Here is a 14,666-nt window from a genome sequence, read left to right as displayed (position 1 = left end):
TAAAACAGAAAGGCGACCTCAGGGTCGCCTTTTTTGTGTGCAGCTATTTCATCTTCAGAATGCTCAAACCGAGCTTCTGGTTGTTGCCATCCTGCGCCTTGACCCAGACCACTTCGGTCTCGGCTTCCAGGCCGCTGAGGGCCGCATGATCGGAATCGATACGCACGCTCAAACGGTCGCCGACCGCGAACTGCCGGGGTGCCTCGACCTGCATGCCGCTGCTGGAGAGGTCGATGCACACCGCTGCAACCTCATCACCCTCATGAATCAACACGACATCGGCATCGACCCGCATGCGGATGAAATCGCGCTTTTCGCTGTAGTCCCGACCGGTTTGACTCATGGCTTTGTCCTTCCATTGGGTTACGGTTTGAGCTGTTCTTATAACTCTCGGTGATTTGACAAGTAAAGTCGTCGAGCGACCATCGGCGCATGCTTGAAACGCCCCGCGGATGGGAGTACCGTCTGCGCCTTAGAAGGGCACCTCTGGTGCAATCGCGTTCCGGGCCAATGCTCGAAAGCGGTGCAGCAGAGAGGCTAGAAAGCGAATCCAGTAGTCTGAGCCGGGCCGATGCCCCGCCTGCTACGCCAACCTAATTCTGGCGCCGTTTGCCCACATGCCAAAAACCAGTGCCACGCTGCTGATAATCGATGATGACGAAGTAGTACGCGCGAGCCTCGCGGCCTATTTGGAAGACAGTGGTTTCAGCGTCCTGCAGGCCAGCAACGGCCAACAGGGTCTTCAGGTATTCGAGCAAGACAAGCCCGACTTGGTCATCTGCGATCTGCGCATGCCGCAGATGGGCGGTCTCGAACTCATCCGTCAGGTCACTGAGCGGTCACCGCAAACGCCGATGATCGTCGTTTCGGGTGCCGGCGTGATGAACGACGCGGTCGAGGCGCTGCGCCTGGGTGCGGCGGACTACCTGATCAAGCCTCTCGAAGACCTCGCCGTGCTCGAGCACTCGGTGCGTCGCGCGCTTGATCGTGCGCGCCTGCTGCTGGAGAACCAGCGCTACCGCGAGAAGCTGGAGAAGGCCAACCGCGAGCTCGAAGCCAGCCTGAACCTGCTCCAGGAAGACCAGAATGCCGGTCGCCAGGTGCAGATGAACATGCTGCCGGAAAGCCCGTGGCGCATCGACGAGTTCCAGTTTGCACATCAGATCATCCCGTCGTTGTACCTGTCGGGTGATTTTGTCGACTATTTCCGCGTTGACGAGCGTCGGGTGGCGTTCTACCTGGCCGACGTATCGGGCCATGGCGCTTCTTCAGCGTTCGTCACCGTGCTGCTGAAGTTCATGACCACGCGCTTGCTGTTCGAGTCCAAGCGCAACGGCACCCTGCCGGAATTCAAGCCTTCGGAAGTCCTTGGTCATATCAACCGGGGGCTGATCAGCTGTAAGCTGGGCAAACACGTCACAATGGTCGGTGGAGTCATCGACGAGGAGACCGGTTTGTTGACCTATAGCATCGGCGGCCATCTGCCGTTGCCTGTGTTGTACACGCCTGACAGTGTTCGTTACCTCGAAGGCCGCGGTTTGCCGGTAGGCCTTTTCAACGAGGCCACCTACGAAGATCACGTGCTTGAGCTGCCACCGACTTTCAGCCTGACGCTGATGTCCGACGGCATTCTGGATCTATTGCCAGAACCTACGCTCAAAGAAAAAGAAGCTGCTTTGCCGCAACGGGTGAAGTCGGCGGGCGGCAGCCTGGATGGTCTGCGGCAAGTGTTTGGATTGGCCACGCTAGGGGAGATGCCGGATGATATCGCCCTGTTGGTGTTGAGCAGGAACCTTCAATGAGTACCGGTAGAATCCAGTTCGCCGAGCAGGACGGCACCTTCGTCCTGAAGTTCGTCGGTGAAGTTCGCCTGACCCTGTGTTCGGCGTTGGATGCGACTATTGAGAAAATCTTCACCGCGTTGAATTTCAACGCGATCGTGATCGATTTGACCGAAACCCGTAGCATCGACAGCACCACCCTGGGCCTGCTGGCCAAACTGTCGATCCTGTCGCGGCAAAAGGTCGGCCTGCTGCCGACTGTCGTCACCACCCACGAAGACATCACGCGTCTGCTGCAGTCGATGGGCTTCGAGCAGGTGTTCAACATCGTCAACCACCCGGTGCCGTGCCCCGAGTGCCTGGACGACCTGCCGGATCAGGATCAGTCTGAAGAAGTGGTGCGGATCAAGGTGCTCGAAGCGCACAAGATCCTCATGGGCCTGAACGATTCCAACCGTGAAGCCTTTCATGATCTGGTGAATGCCCTCGAAAGACACTGAGTGGCCTCTGTGGCGAGGGGGCTTGCCCCCGTTGGGCTGCGTAGCGGCCCTGAACCACGTCACTGAATTTCTGTGGATAGACTGGTTTGCAGGCTTTGCGACTGCTGCGCAGCCGAACGGGGGCAAGCCCCCTCGCCACAGGGTCATCTCCTGCCATCAATCATCATTTGCCACTGAATCGCACCAATAAAAAAGGGCGAACCTTAACGGGTTCGCCCTTTTTGCATTTCAACCGCTCAAATCACAGCTTGGCCTGCAACAGCGCCTCGAGCTTCTCCTGGTCTCGGGCGAACTGACGGATGCCCTCAGCCAGTTTCTCGGTGGCCATCGCGTCTTCGTTGGACAACCAGCGGAACTGCGCTTCGTTCAGGCTCAGGCGGGCTTCGCCGGCGTGACCCGGGGCGAGTTTGCGCTCCAGTTTGCCGGTGTCTGCCGCCAGCTTGTCGATCAGGTCCGGGCTGATGGTCAGACGGTCGCAGCCGGCCAGTTGCTCGATCTGGTTCAGGTTGCGGAAGCTGGCGCCCATGACCACGGTCTTGTAGTCATTGGACTTGTAGTAGTTGTAGATGCGGGTGACCGACTGTACGCCCGGATCATCGGCGCCGGTGTAGTCGTTGCCGTTGGCCTTCTTGTACCAGTCGTAGATGCGGCCCACGAACGGCGAGATCAGGAACACCCCGGCGTCAGCGCAGGCGGCCGCCTGGGCAAAGGAGAACAGCAGGGTCAGGTTGGTCTGGATGCCTTCTTTCTCGAGAATCTCGGCCGCGCGGATGCCTTCCCAGGTGGACGCGATCTTGATCAGCACGCGGTCACGGCCGATGCCGGCCTTGTCGTACAGCTCGATCAGGCGGTGTGCACGCTTGAGCACGGCGTCCTGGTCGAACGACAGACGCGCATCCACTTCGGTGGAGATACGGCCCGGGATCACTTTGAGGATTTCCTGGCCCACGGCGACGCCGAAACGGTCGCTGGCCAGGCCTACGTCGCCCTTGCAGTCGCTGACGCACGCGTTCAGCAGTTCGGCGTAAGCCGGGATGGCTGCGGCTTTAAGCAGCAGGGAAGGGTTGGTGGTGGCGTCTACCGGCTTGACCCGGGCGATCGCTTCGAAGTCGCCGGTGTCGGCAACCACGGTGGTCATTTGTTTGAGTTGTTCCAGCTTGGAAGTCATGGGTGTGCTCTGTCCTGTGGGTTTGACGACATTACCCGAGCGCTGACAGCCACTCAAGGGCATCAAGGCGTAACGGGTTCCCCGGTGGCAACAACCTGAGAACGGCTGTTTGAAAGGCGGGACGCGGTATCGATGAATACGATGCCAAAATCGGCCGCAGGTTCAAAGCAACTGACGGCTAACGCCCCTTGAGCGCGTTGAGAGAGGGCTATTGCAGGTTCAACTGGGTCCTGACTGCGGATTCGGCTGGTTTTGCCTGGCCGTCGGAGGTTTGCAGGCCGAAATTTTTCTCTCGGTCGTTGCTGCCCGTGTCGCTGTTTTTCCATTCGTAGATCGAGGTCAGTGCAATGTTGCGGGTTTTGATATCGGCGACAAACGCACTGATTTTGCTCGCCTGACCCTCGGTCCCACCGTTTGAGGCGAGCGCCGAGATGCCCCATTCGCTGATCACTCCCGGCAGATGGAAGTTCTGCTGGATGAACGCCTGAGCGTTGCTGATCTGCGTGCCCGTCATGCCATACGGATGATAGGAGATCGCGCTGAGACATTTGGGGTATTCACTGACGATCCGGTTGAGGGCCACCGTGGACGCCGAGTCGGCGGTGGGTGGCCGGGCGAAGCCAAAGCCGATCACCGGGGCGGCCGGAGGCTGGTCCTGCAGTGTCTTGCACGCCGCGCTCATGAACGGCACGAACGTTGTGTCGAAATTGCCGGTCGGCCAGTAGGTGCCCAGGTCCGGCTCGTTCCACAGTTCAATCGCCACCAGTTGCGAACCGTAGGTCGTCGCCAGGCTGGTCAGCGCGTTGGCGTACGCGACGCCGGCGCTCGTCAGATCATTGGTCGGTAACGGCTTGGTCGCGCGCAGGGTCATCAATACCGGCAGGCCAGCGGCGCGGGCCACGGCGAAGGCGTCGCTGATCTGCTTTTGATACGTCGCGCTGGCCAGGCTGTCGGTCCAGACGCCAAAGCGCACGAAACTGAAGCCGGTGGCTTTGATCTGCTGGGCGTCAGCGGCGGAGAAGGTCTGAACCTTGACCTGAACACCAACGGTTTTATTGGCGGGAAGGGCCGGGAACAGTTCATTGGCGTGACTGTGGCCGGTTGCAGCCAGCAGCAACAGGGTCAAAGCGCCCAGTCGTTTGAGAGGTGCTGATTTCATGTCGGTTCTCCGGTGAGAAGTGACAACGGCGAAAAGTATCGGGTGATAACCGATTCGAAACTGACAATTGAACTAAGTGCGTAAATGTTAGTTTTTGTCAGGAAATCTGGCTCTGAAAATCACAGTTATTTTTAGTCCGGTAATTCCGTTTGGGCGACTTTTGGCGCTGTGGTACTTAATACGCTGGTATTAACAGGGCGAATCTATTTCTGAGTGCAGGATGATCTAGTGGGTTCATTAATAACCGCACTGGATGTTGGCAGAATGATATTACACAGGAAAGTAAACCTTGTTCAGAAATATCCTGGTTGTGTGCGTTGGCAATATTTGCCGAAGTCCGACAGCAGAACTTCTGCTGCGTAACGCGCTGACTCCCTCAACGATCTCGGTGACCTCCGCAGGCCTCGCGGCGCGGGTTGGTGAAGGCATGGAAGCGTCGGCGCGCCAGGTTCTGGAAGCCCGCGGCCACAGTGCCGAGGGTTTCACGGCGCGGCAATTGACCGCTGATATTGTCAATGAGTCGGACCTGATTCTGGTCATGGAAAAACAACATGTGAATCAGGTGCTGAAGATTGCCTCTCACGCCAGAGGCAAAGTGTTTCTTCTTGGCAAGTGGCAGAGCGAACGAGAAATACAGGATCCGTATCGTCAAGGTAAGGCCGCTTTTATTCATGCCCATGCATTGATTGAAGATGCTGTTAGCTCGTGGGCGCAGCGCCTCGGACATTGATGAATATTCTTCAGATCAGTGAATGGTAAGAACAGACTTATGCAGTTACCGTCAGTAATCGCCAACCGTGATAACGATCAAGACACTATTGATCTTCTCGGCATATTTGGCAGTTTGATCGACCAGAAATGGCTGATCGGTGCCTTCACCGGTGCCTTCATGGCCGCCGGCGTAGCCTATGCGGTATTGGCGACGCCGGTGTACCTGGCGAACGCGCTGGTTCAGGTCGAACCGAAAAAGAATGACATGCTCGGGTTTTCCGACCTCAGCAGCATGCTCGGCGGGCAATCGCCGTCGGTGACCGAAATCGGCATCATCAAGTCCCGCGCGGTGATCGGCAAAACCGTCGACGACCTGCGTCTGGACATCGACGTCACCCCCAACACCTTCCCGGTCATCGGCGGTTTTCTCGCCCGGCGTTATCGCGGCGAAACCGAGTTCAGCGTGGCGCCGCCGCGTTTCGGCTTTAACAGCTACGCCTGGGGCGGTCAGCGTCTGGAGTTCACCCGGCTCAATCTGCCCAAAGAGCTGATGGGCAAGAAGCTCACGCTGGTGGCGGGCGACCAACAGCACTTTCAGTTGTTCGATGACAACGACAACCTGTTGGCCGAGGGCGTCGCGGGCGAAGCCTTCGCGCAGGGCGGGGTAGAGGGGCAGATCGCTCAGTTGTCGGCCAACCCGGGTACCCGATTTGAAGTGGTGCGCAATCCACGGATTGTGACCATTCAGGGTTACCAGGATGCGCTGGATATTTCCGAGCAGGGCAAGGAATCGGGGATTATCCGTCTGGCGCTGGCCAGTGCCGACGCCGCCGAGGCGGTGAAGATCCTCGACAAGATCGCGGCGCTGTACGTGGACCAAAACGTGCGCCGTACTTCGGCGGAAGCGGCGCAGAGCCTGGCGTTTCTGCAAAGCCAGTTGCCGCAGGTCAAACGTGATCTGGCCAAGGCCAGCGATGCGCTCAACGCCTACCAGACCCACGGCAAGACCGTGAATATTTCCCTGGAAACCCAATCGGTGCTCGGTCAGTCCGTCGCGCTCGAAACGCGGATTTCCGAGTTGAAAATGCAGCAGGCGGAACTCGATCGCAAATTCACCAAGCAGCATCCGGCGTATCGCGCCCTGATGTCGCAGATCGGTGAATTGACCCAGCAGCAGAAGGCGCTGGAAGGCAAAGTCGGCGATCTGCCGGCCACGCAGCAGGAGCTGCTTAACCTGACCCGCGATGTGGAAGTGGCTTCGCAGATCTACACGCAGTTGCTGAACAAATCCCAGGAGCTGGACATCGTCCGCGCCGGTGCGGTGGGCAACGTGCGTTTGGTCGATCCGGCGGATGTCGACCTGACCAGCCCGGTCAAACCGAAAAAAGCCCTGATTGTGTTGATCGCAACCTTCCTCGGTGCTTTTGTCGGTGTGGCCCTGGTGCTGCTGCGCAAATCCCTGAGCAAAGGCCTGGAAGGGCCGGAAGCCATCGAGCAGCTCGGGTTGCCGGTGTACGCCTCGATTCCCTATAGCGTCTTGCAGCGCGAAGAGGACAGTAAGAAAGTGCGGGTCAAAAGCACGGCGCAGACGCCGGCCTCTCTGCTGGCTCTGCGCAATCCGACCGACCTGTCCATCGAATCGATCCGCAGCCTGCGCACCAGTCTGCATTTCGCTGCACTGGATTCGACCAACAACCGCATCATGATCTCCGGCCCCAGCCCGCAGGTCGGCAAGACATTCGTCTCGTCCAACCTCGCGGCCGTCATGGCGCAAAGCGGTCAGCGCGTCTTGCTGATCGACGCCGACATGCGCAAGGGCCATCTGCACAAGACGCTCAATGTGCCGATCGACAATGGCCTGTCGGACCTGCTGGCCAAGCGTTGCAGCATCGAGCAGGCCGTCAATACGGTGGAAATCGACAACCTTCACTTCATCAGCCGTGGGCAGGTTCCGCCCAATCCTTCCGAGCTGTTGATGCACGTCAACTTCCGCGACCTGCTGGCCGAACTGAGTGAGCGCTACGACGTGGTGATCATCGACACGCCGCCGCTGCTGGCGGTGACCGACGCCGCGATTGTCGGGCGCGAAGCCGGCATCAGCCTGATCGTCACCCGGTTTGCGGTGAACCCGGCCAAAGAGATTGAAATAACCATTCGCCGCTTCGCCCAGAACGGCATCGAGCTCAAGGGCGCGGTGTTCAACGGCGTCGAGAAGCGCACAGCCAGCTCCTACGGCAACGGTAGCTACGGTTATTACAACTACGAATACGCGTCCGACAAATCCTGAGTGTCAGCGATTGTCCTTACAGGCAAGGAAGTGGGTGGGTTGTGAAAAAAATACTGCACGTGGCTGAAACGATAAAAGGTGGGGTCGCCACCGTTATCCGCACCATCTCGGCTTCCCCCGAAGGTCAGGATTCGAATTACGAGCTGGTCTATCTGGTGCCGCTCGATCAGCAAAAAGAGCTGCACGGCATCGATGAACGACAGATTCGCACGTTCGAACGCAGCGGCCGCGATGTGCGCTCACTGCTGCGTTTCGCCTGGCAACTGACCCGGGTGATGCTCAAGGAAAAACCCGATGTGGTGCATTTGCACAGCACCTTTTCCGGGGTGATCGGCCGTTGCGTGTGTGTGCTGCTCAAACCATGGCGTCGACCAAAAATCGTCTACTGCCCGCACGCGTTTTCGTTCCTGATGGAAAGCTCGCCGATCAAGCAGAAGCTCTACGCGTGGATCGAACGGGTCCTGCAGCGGGTCACTGACGTGATCATCTGCGTCAGCCGTTACGAGATGGACAAGGCGGCGCGCTTCGGCATCCAGCGCAAGCGCATGAAGCTGATCTACAACGGCATCCATCAGCGTGACGAAGCGCCGAAGGTTGATAGTCCCGAGCCGATTCATTTGCTGTTCGTCGGTCGCCTCGACTACCAGAAAGGCTTCGACGTGCTGCTCAAGGCCTTCGCCAAGGTGCAGCGCAGCGATCTGAAACTGACGGTGGTCGGCAGTGCGGTCAACGAGGACACGGTTGAATGCCCGGAGATGGACGCGGTCGAGTACCTGCCGTGGGTCACGCCTGCCGAAGTGCACGCGCTGTATCAACAGGCCGACGCGCTGATCGTCCCCAGTCGCTGGGAAGGTTTCGCCATGGTGCCGCTGGAAGGCATGGCCATGGGGTTGCCGGTGATCGCCAGCAATTGCACGTCGCTGCCCGAACTGGTCACCCATGAAGTGTCCGGCTATGTCTTCCCCACCGGTGACCACCAGGCGCTGGCCGATGTGCTGGCGCGAATCCAGAAGCCGCGGTTGCTCGACCTCGGCAGCGAAGGCCGGAACATCGTGCGCGAACGTTTCAGCGCTGCACTGATGATTCGCCAGACCTATGACGTGTATTGCGCTCCCACTTATTAAGTAGAACTCAGCTTATGAACGTAACGATTTTGCATGGCTACAGTGCGTCCAACTCCGGTGACGGCCTGCTCGTCGATCTGGCCATCGCGCTGGTGCAGCGCAACTTTGGCGAGGACACTTCGATCAACGTCGTGGCGTCCGACCCGCAATCTTTCGCCTACTTGCCGCACCCGCGTTTCGACGCGCCAGTGATGGCGGCCAAGGGCCTGGGTCGGGTCAAGCAGGCGGTGTTCCTCAACCAGTCGTATGCCGGCCTGGCGGATCTGTTGCAGAAGACTGATCTGATCGTCGGTGTGGGTGGCGGCTACATGCGCTCCAAAAGTGCCTTCGAACACATCAAGCTGAAGCTCGGCCACGCCAAGCAACTGGAAACGGCGATTCTCAGCAAGGTGCCGTCGGTGTACCTGCCGCAAAGCATCGGCCCGTTCCATGGTGAGAGCCGCAAGATCGTCGAGCACTACGCCAGCGCCGACGCGGTGTTCGTGCGCGATAACCGCTCCTCGGCGATGTTCGATGCCTGCGAAAACGTCTACCGCGCGCCGGATCTGGCGGTGCAGTCGTTGGCCGGCAAGATCCTCCAGCAACCCAAGTTCACCCGCTGCGCCGCATCGCCGGCCACTGTGTGCGTGGTGTTGCGCAAGCCGCCGGAGTGGAGCAAGGACAAGAAGGTCGCCTACGTCGCCAACCTGAAGTTGCTGCTGCAGCGCCTGAAGAACAAAAGCAAAGTGGTGTGCGCCGTGCAGAGCGCCGTTCGCGGCAACGATGACGGTGCGTTCTATCGCGAACTGGGCATTACTGAAGACTTGCTGTCGTTGAAAGCCACGATTGCCAAATATCAGCCGGACCTGGTGATCTCGGTGCGCCTGCACGGCGCCATCGAATCGCTGCTGTCCGGGGTCCCGGCGTACCACATCAGCTATGAGCGCAAGGGCTTCGGCGCTTATCAGGACATGGGCGTGGAAGACTGGGTGATCAATGGCGGCGACATCAATGTCGACACCATCATCAACACCGTTTACGCGCCGAACGCGCTGTCGAATTTCGGCAAACGCCTGACCGACACCTGCCGCGAGATTGAGGCAAAAACCGTGGCCATGGACGAGATCATCAAAGGGATCGTTCGATGATATTTCGCCTGCTGCTGCGCGGCGGAGCTTTAGGCGCGAAGTTTCTGCTGGTGCTCGCCATCACCCATTACCTGGGCTACGAAGCGCTGGGGTTTTACGGGGTGGTGGTCGCGGCTTCGCTGATCGCCTCGAAGTTCTACAGCGTCGGTTTCAGTTCCGAGATCAATCGGCTGATCAGTGTCGGCGGCAGCTCGCGGCGAGTGGTCGACAAAGTCCTGCTGCTGTACCTGGCGGTCGGGCTGGTTTTGTCGTTGGTCACGGTGGGGATTTATTCACTGTTCCAGCAGGTCGAGGCGACCACGGCGCTGATCCTATGCGTGACGCTGGTGCTGCTGACCGAACACCTGTCGTTCGAAATCAACTCGTTCGTGTTTTCCGCGCAGAAAGCCACGGCGGGCGCGCTGCTGTTTTTCATCAAGACCGGGTTGTGGGCGTTGCTGGCAGTGGGCGGGATGATGCTCGACCGGGTGTCCGGCATCGCCAGTGTGCTGTGGCTGTGGGTCGCGGCCAACGTCTTGGTGATCGTCGCCGGTTACCTGATCGTGGTGAGCGTGCACAAGGGCCGCGTCAGCGAGACGCTGGCGACAGCGACCGTATGGAAAGCCGGGCTGCCGTTCTATTTCGGCACGGGGCTGATCGCGTTGAGTCAGTACGCCGAGCGCTTTCTGATCGCCGATCTCGAACCCTACGCCAGCCTCGGTAAATACGTGTATGCGTGGTCGGCGGCGAACACCCTGCAGGCGTTGTCCTATGCCGTGGTGGCGGTGGTCGGCATTCCGGTACTCGCCAAGCGCTTTCAGGCTGATCAACAGGCGTTCACGGTCCGGCAGTTGTTCGTCAACCAATGGGTGATGCGCTCGCTGGTGGTATCGGCGGCGGTGGCCGTGCTGATTTATCTGTTCTTCAACGTGGTGCTCGATTACGTCGCCACCAGCGTGCCGCGTCCGGATAACGCGATCCTCGGCGTGCTGATCTTTTCCTTTGCCCTGCGGGCCATCGGCGACATCGTCTGGGGCGGTTTGATCGCCTCGAAAAACAGTCGAGTGTCATTCGCCAGCGCGGCGATCTGTCTGCTGGTGTCGGTGCCGGTCAGCTACCTGCTGATCAAGCACTATTCGATTTATGGCGCGGCGTGGGGCAATGTCTTCGCGATCGTCGTGCAGCTTGGCGTGATTGCTCTGTTGACCCGGGCGACCCGTGCAAAAGGGGCACTGGCATGGGGTTGAAGTTGCCGTGCATCGAGTTTCGCGGGCGCAAACTCGATTCCTCGCTGTCGTTCCTGATTCTGTTCACCGGGCTGTTTCTGTCGGTGGCGATGCCGCTGCTGATCCCGCGTGATCCGGGGCCGGATGCGATGACGTTGTGGTCGTCCTACGCCCGGGCGGACAACTGCAATTTCTGGAACCCGTTCTCGCCGGACCGCTCCTCCTACGAGTGTTCGGCGTTCCTGCTACGGCCCACCGGGATCAACCTGACCAACGCCTGGGCCTACGGGATGTTCTGCAATTTCTTCCTCACGGCGATTCCGGTGGTGGTGTTCCGGCGCATGCCGCTGGCGATCTTCGGCACCCTGTGTCTGTGGGGTGTGGTGCGTTCGTTTTTTCTGGAAAACCTGACCAAGGAAATCATCGTGTCGGTGGCGGTGCTGAGTATTTTGTTCAGCGCGTTGACGCGCAAATACCGTGGCGGGTTTTTCCTCTCGGCAGTGATCTACGGCGTGCTGATCCGGCCTTACTGGATTCTGTTTTCGCTGTCCTGGGTCGGCGTCTGCGTGATGAAAAAGTACGTGTCGCGCTTCACCTTCTTCCTGATGCTGTTCCTGTTTTACCTGGCGGTGGCCACGGCGATTCAGCTGGCGCTGGGGTTTCCGGTGTCGTCGATCCGCGCGAGCAACAACGAGTTGCGCACGGCGGGCGAGGAGGGCTCGAAATCGCTGATCGTGTCGTGGCTCAGTGGCAGTGATTTCGTCTCGCAGGCGCTGGACTCGATGATCATCTTCTTCCGGCTGTCGTTCCCGGTGGAGCTGATTCTGTTGTCGGGGCCGGGGCAGGTGATCTTCGTCGCGCTGATGATCATGACCGCGCTGCTGCTGTTCAAAGTCATCACCTCCACGGATTACAAAGGCGCGCCGATCGAGACCAAACCCAAGGAACTGATCGCGATTCCGCTGGCGTTTCTGCTGGTTCAAGGGTTGTTCGAACCGGACTTCGGCTCCTTCGCCCGGCACTTTTCCATGGTGGTGCCGGTGCTGTTTGTCGGCCTGGGTCTGATGTTGCGCGCGAACAAACCGGTGCGGGTTGAATCAAGAGTTCTGAATTGAGGCGGGTGCTGTATGTCGAGCAAGAAAAAGTCCTTGGAGATCGAAACCCTGCGCGGCCTGGCGTGCCTGCTGCTGGTGCTCTATCACGTCATCGGCCCGTTGGGCGGGGGGCTGAAAATCGATATCGGCTCGCCGTTCCGGGTGATCGCCGACTCCATGGTGTACGTGCGCATGCCGCTGTTCACCTTTATTTCCGGCTACATCTATTCCATCTACAAAATTCGCGGCAATGACTTTTCCGCGTTCTTCAGCGGCAAGGTGCGGCGGCTGATCGTGCCGCTGTTTTGCGTCGGCGTGCCGTTCTCGGTGTTGCAGGCGGTGGGGCCGGGGGTGAACAAGGACGTCGGGGTGATCGATGCGTTGTTGTCGTTCTGGGTGCCGATCAACCACTTCTGGTTCTTACAGGCGGTGTTCATCATTTTCATGTTCGTCGGCCTGCTGGAATGGCGCGGGATGTTGCGTTCGATGACGCGCTTGTATTGGCTGTTCGCGTTCGCCGCTGGGGTGTTTCTGCTGCCGCCGTTCAAGTTCGATGCGTTCGGCATCAATGGCGCGATTTATCTGCTGCCGTTTTTCGTGGCGGGGATGATCGGGCAGGAAAATGTCGAGGCGTTGAAGCAGCGGTTCAAGGTAATCGGGCCGCTGGTGTTTGTGTTGATTTCACTGACGCTGCTGTACGTGGCAGCGATTGATCGCGAGTTGATTGTCGATCGTCGCAGCCTGATCGGGTTGACCGTGGGGTGTGTGTCCTGCATCGCCTTGCTGTCGAGTGACATGCGTTCGAAGTGGCTGACCTGGCTGGGTGGCTACTCTTACGCGATCTTTTTGTTTCATGTGCTGTTCGCGGCGACTTCGCGGTTTGTCCTGGGGCGTCTCGGGGTGAAGGACGAGAGCCTGCTGGTGCTGGGGGGCTTGACCTTTGGCTTGCTGGGGCCGGTGGTGCTGTCGATGATTTTCAGTCGCTTCAATGTCACTTCGGTGCTGTTCCTGGGCGAGCGTGCGGCGAAGAAGAAACTGGCGGCGAGCATTGCTCCGGTGCCAGCCAATAGTTGAAAAGCTTCGCGAGCAGGCTCGCTCCTACAGGGTTCAGTGGTGGATACCAATCACCTGTAGGCGCTGCGGCACGCTGCGATCTTTTGATTTTGATGTTAAAGATCAAAAGATCGCAGCCTCGTTTCACTCGACAGCTCCTACAGGGAATTGGTGTACGGCACCGATCCAGTGTGGAAGCGGGCTTGCTCGCGAAGGGGCCATTCCAGACTGAAGGAAATAAAGCATGTTGGCAGTGAATGACGCTCAACCCGTTGCGGCGACGGTGGTTGAGGTGGGCGATGCCCGCGAGCGTTTTGCGCAGTGGCGCGAAGGCAAGGCCGGCAAGGTGTTGTCGGTCTCGGTGATCGGTGACAGCTACAGCGCCGGGCAGGATTTCTACCTGAACAAACTGGTGCAGCGCGTGGCCGGGGAGGTCGGTTTTGCCGGCCCAGGTTATGTCGGCTTCAACCATGGTGCGGCGCTGGGCGGCACGCATTTCAAATACACCCGCAGCAGCAAAAAGTATTTCGCTGGCGACTGGCAGGTGTCCGGCCTCGGTCAGGCCAGCCCCGACAGCCGCACGGTGACCGGCAAGCCCGGCGCCTGGCTGCAGATCGACGCCAATCCGACACCGACCATCGACACCGCCGTCACCCAGGCGAAATTGCTCTACCTGGGCAACGGCGAGTCCGCAGAGATTCGCTACCGCTGGACACCCGCGCAAGACTGGAAACCGTTGACGCTCAAGGGGGAAGGCGTTCAGGAAGTGCCGCTTGCAGGTCTCTCTGCAGCGGCAGACTGGTCATTCAAACTGGAGGTCGTGAAGGGCGCGCCGACGTTGTTTGGCCTGTGGATGAGCAACGATCAAAACGGCGTGCGGGTATCGAAACTGGCGGCATCGGGCGCGGCATCTGCAGACTTCTATCACCAGGATCCGCAATGGCAGGTGCAGTGGAAAGCCGCCGTGTCGAAGATTCCCGCCGATATTTACCTGATCATGCTCGGCGGCAACGACCAGGGCTTCGGCGTCAAACCCGAACAGTATCTGCACAACGTTCAGGGCCTGGTGGCGATGATCCGCGAGATTCAACCGGCGGCGAGCATCAACCTGATCATGCGCCAGGACACTACACGTTCCAGTGCTTATCCGATGTCGGCGTATGCCCAGGTGCTACAGCCGTGGGCCCAGGCGCAACACCTGGGTTACGCCAACCTGCAATGCGCGTTTGGCCCTGACGTCAAACGTTATGCCGCCGCGATGATCGGCCCGGACAAGATTCATCCAAAGCCGGCCACGGGCGGCAAGGTGATTGCCGATTATTTCTATCGCTGGATCGTCAGTGGCATCAATGCGGACAGTTGCGACACGACAAAACCCCTGTAGGAGCTGCGGTACGCTGCGATCTTTTGATTTTGTTTTCAAGATCAAGATCAAGATCAAAAGATCGCAGCGTACC

Annotated in this window: 13 protein-coding genes; 10 read left to right on the top strand and 3 right to left on the bottom strand. The window is 59.1% G+C overall.

The genetic code is table 11. The features are described from left to right. Positions 1 to 43: 43 nt before the first annotated feature. Positions 44 to 343, bottom strand: a complete 300-nt coding sequence (locus tag NN484_RS18210) for a PilZ domain-containing protein (RefSeq protein WP_274657612.1) — start codon at positions 341 to 343, stop codon at positions 44 to 46. A 274-nt stretch (positions 344 to 617) separates the two neighbouring features. On the opposite strand from NN484_RS18210, the gene rssB reads away from it, so the two are divergent. Both rssB and rssC read left to right on the top strand, forming a co-directional pair. Further along, positions 618 to 1,802: a two-component system response regulator RssB gene (gene rssB, locus NN484_RS18205; RefSeq protein WP_041074010.1), complete on the top strand. Its 1,185-nt coding sequence runs from the start codon at positions 618 to 620 to the stop codon at positions 1,800 to 1,802. Further along, positions 1,799 to 2,281 carry an anti-sigma factor antagonist RssC gene (gene rssC / locus NN484_RS18200; protein WP_003226553.1) on the top strand — a complete coding sequence of 161 codons (483 nt, stop codon included), beginning with the start codon at positions 1,799 to 1,801 and terminating at the stop codon, positions 2,279 to 2,281. The genes rssB and rssC overlap by 4 nt, the downstream gene beginning before the upstream one ends. A 241-nt stretch (positions 2,282 to 2,522) precedes the next feature. On the opposite strand, the gene tal is transcribed toward rssC, so the two are convergent. Beyond that, positions 2,523 to 3,449 carry a transaldolase gene (gene tal / locus NN484_RS18195; protein WP_127650288.1) on the bottom strand — a complete coding sequence of 309 codons (927 nt, stop codon included), beginning with the start codon at positions 3,447 to 3,449 and terminating at the stop codon, positions 2,523 to 2,525. 208 nt (positions 3,450 to 3,657) lie between these two features. Beyond that, on the bottom strand, positions 3,658 to 4,608 hold the full coding sequence (locus NN484_RS18190; protein WP_274657611.1) for a glycosyl hydrolase family 5: 951 nt from the start codon (positions 4,606 to 4,608) through the stop codon (positions 3,658 to 3,660). Between the two features lie 289 nt (positions 4,609 to 4,897). Here NN484_RS18190 and NN484_RS18185 point away from each other — a divergent pair, with 289 nt between their 5' ends. From NN484_RS18185 to NN484_RS18150, 8 genes are all read left to right on the top strand, one after another. Next, positions 4,898 to 5,338 (top strand): low molecular weight protein-tyrosine-phosphatase, encoded by a 441-nt coding sequence (locus NN484_RS18185; protein ID WP_127650292.1) that lies wholly within the window; start codon positions 4,898 to 4,900, stop codon positions 5,336 to 5,338. A 39-nt stretch (positions 5,339 to 5,377) separates the two neighbouring features. Then, complete coding sequence (locus NN484_RS18180) at positions 5,378 to 7,606, top strand: polysaccharide biosynthesis tyrosine autokinase (protein WP_274657610.1); 2,229 nt, start codon at positions 5,378 to 5,380, stop codon at positions 7,604 to 7,606. Between the two features lie 41 nt (positions 7,607 to 7,647). Continuing rightward, entirely contained in the window at positions 7,648 to 8,730 is a 1,083-nt protein-coding gene (locus NN484_RS18175; protein WP_274657609.1) for a glycosyltransferase, read from the top strand. Between the two features lie 14 nt (positions 8,731 to 8,744). Then, positions 8,745 to 9,857 carry a polysaccharide pyruvyl transferase family protein gene (locus NN484_RS18170; protein WP_215502437.1) on the top strand — a complete coding sequence of 371 codons (1,113 nt, stop codon included), beginning with the start codon at positions 8,745 to 8,747 and terminating at the stop codon, positions 9,855 to 9,857. Continuing rightward, complete coding sequence (locus tag NN484_RS18165; RefSeq protein WP_274657608.1) at positions 9,854 to 11,083, top strand: MATE family efflux transporter; 1,230 nt, start codon at positions 9,854 to 9,856, stop codon at positions 11,081 to 11,083. Before NN484_RS18170 ends, NN484_RS18165 begins: the two co-directional genes overlap by 4 nt. After that, a complete protein-coding gene (locus NN484_RS18160; RefSeq protein ID WP_127650302.1) occupies positions 11,074 to 12,177 on the top strand; it encodes a hypothetical protein in 1,104 nt (367 codons plus the stop codon). The genes NN484_RS18165 and NN484_RS18160 overlap by 10 nt, the downstream gene beginning before the upstream one ends. A 12-nt stretch (positions 12,178 to 12,189) precedes the next feature. Then, positions 12,190 to 13,230 carry an acyltransferase family protein gene (locus tag NN484_RS18155; RefSeq protein ID WP_274657607.1) on the top strand — a complete coding sequence of 347 codons (1,041 nt, stop codon included), beginning with the start codon at positions 12,190 to 12,192 and terminating at the stop codon, positions 13,228 to 13,230. Between the two features lie 223 nt (positions 13,231 to 13,453). Further along, positions 13,454 to 14,593: an SGNH/GDSL hydrolase family protein gene (locus NN484_RS18150; RefSeq protein ID WP_274657606.1), complete on the top strand. Its 1,140-nt coding sequence runs from the start codon at positions 13,454 to 13,456 to the stop codon at positions 14,591 to 14,593. Positions 14,594 to 14,666: the final 73 nt, after the last annotated feature.

It is taken from the genome of Pseudomonas serboccidentalis, assembly GCF_028830055.1.
Taxonomy (GTDB): domain Bacteria; phylum Pseudomonadota; class Gammaproteobacteria; order Pseudomonadales; family Pseudomonadaceae; genus Aquipseudomonas; species Aquipseudomonas serboccidentalis.
This window is presented reverse-complemented; position numbering and strand designations above follow the sequence as displayed.

Excerpts from the sequence above, each read along its gene's own strand:
- NN484_RS18210 (WP_274657612.1), bottom strand. The coding sequence starts at position 343 with ATGAGTCAAACCGGTCGGGACTACAGCGAAAAGCGCGATTTCATCCGC.
- rssB (WP_041074010.1), top strand. The coding sequence starts at position 618 with ATGCCAAAAACCAGTGCCACGCTGCTGATAATCGATGATGACGAAGTA.
- rssC (WP_003226553.1), top strand. The coding sequence starts at position 1,799 with ATGAGTACCGGTAGAATCCAGTTCGCCGAGCAGGACGGCACCTTCGTC.
- tal (WP_127650288.1), bottom strand. The coding sequence starts at position 3,449 with ATGACTTCCAAGCTGGAACAACTCAAACAAATGACCACCGTGGTTGCC.
- NN484_RS18190 (WP_274657611.1), bottom strand. The coding sequence starts at position 4,608 with ATGAAATCAGCACCTCTCAAACGACTGGGCGCTTTGACCCTGTTGCTG.
- NN484_RS18180 (WP_274657610.1), top strand. The coding sequence starts at position 5,378 with ATGCAGTTACCGTCAGTAATCGCCAACCGTGATAACGATCAAGACACT.
- NN484_RS18170 (WP_215502437.1), top strand. The coding sequence starts at position 8,745 with ATGAACGTAACGATTTTGCATGGCTACAGTGCGTCCAACTCCGGTGAC.
- NN484_RS18165 (WP_274657608.1), top strand. The coding sequence starts at position 9,854 with ATGATATTTCGCCTGCTGCTGCGCGGCGGAGCTTTAGGCGCGAAGTTT.
- NN484_RS18160 (WP_127650302.1), top strand. The coding sequence starts at position 11,074 with ATGGGGTTGAAGTTGCCGTGCATCGAGTTTCGCGGGCGCAAACTCGAT.
- NN484_RS18155 (WP_274657607.1), top strand. The coding sequence starts at position 12,190 with ATGTCGAGCAAGAAAAAGTCCTTGGAGATCGAAACCCTGCGCGGCCTG.
- NN484_RS18150 (WP_274657606.1), top strand. The coding sequence starts at position 13,454 with ATGTTGGCAGTGAATGACGCTCAACCCGTTGCGGCGACGGTGGTTGAG.